The organism is Pseudomonas sp. KB_15, from assembly GCF_052114525.1.
Classification (GTDB): domain Bacteria; phylum Pseudomonadota; class Gammaproteobacteria; order Pseudomonadales; family Pseudomonadaceae; genus Aquipseudomonas.
Genome location: NZ_JBFREX010000184.1, coordinates 1 through 483 on the forward strand (window position 1 = coordinate 1; position 483 = coordinate 483).

1 protein-coding gene is annotated in these 483 nt (G+C 69.2%); it reads right to left on the bottom strand.

Annotation, left to right across the window (positions count from 1 at the left end):
* A partial coding sequence (locus tag AB4Z35_RS30360) for a sugar transferase (protein WP_442101209.1) occupies positions 1-444 on the bottom strand: 444 nt, incomplete at its 3' end.
* Positions 445-483: the final 39 nt, after the last annotated feature.

Below are 483 nucleotides of genomic sequence, written 5' to 3' on the forward strand. Positions count from 1 at the left end.
GCTCATGTCCCCGCGCACCACGTTCCATAGCTGCGGCAGTTCGTCGATGCTGGTGCGGCGGATAAAGCGGCCCAGCCGGGTAATGCGCACGTCGTCTCGCAGCTTGAAATCGCGCTCCCACTCGGCACGCGCCACGGGGTCCGAGGCCAGCAGCTCCTTCAGCACCACGTCGGCGTTCATCACCATCGAACGGAACTTCAGGCACTTGAACTTGCGGCCGTTGGCGCCGATGCGCGTATGGCCGAACAGGCAGGGGCCGCCATCCTTCATCACGATCAGCGCCACCGTCAGCATCAGCGGCGAGAGCAGCAGCAACAGGGTGAGCGCGGCCGCCGTGTCGAAGGCGCGCTTGACGCCCAGCCCCAGCGCGGGCGGCAGCCGCATCGACATGTCCGCCGGGCCATCGAGCGCAGGCGGCACAAAGGTCGCCATGGCGCCGGGCAACTCGCCCGTCCTCCCGGCACTGCCCGCGCCGCCGGGCAC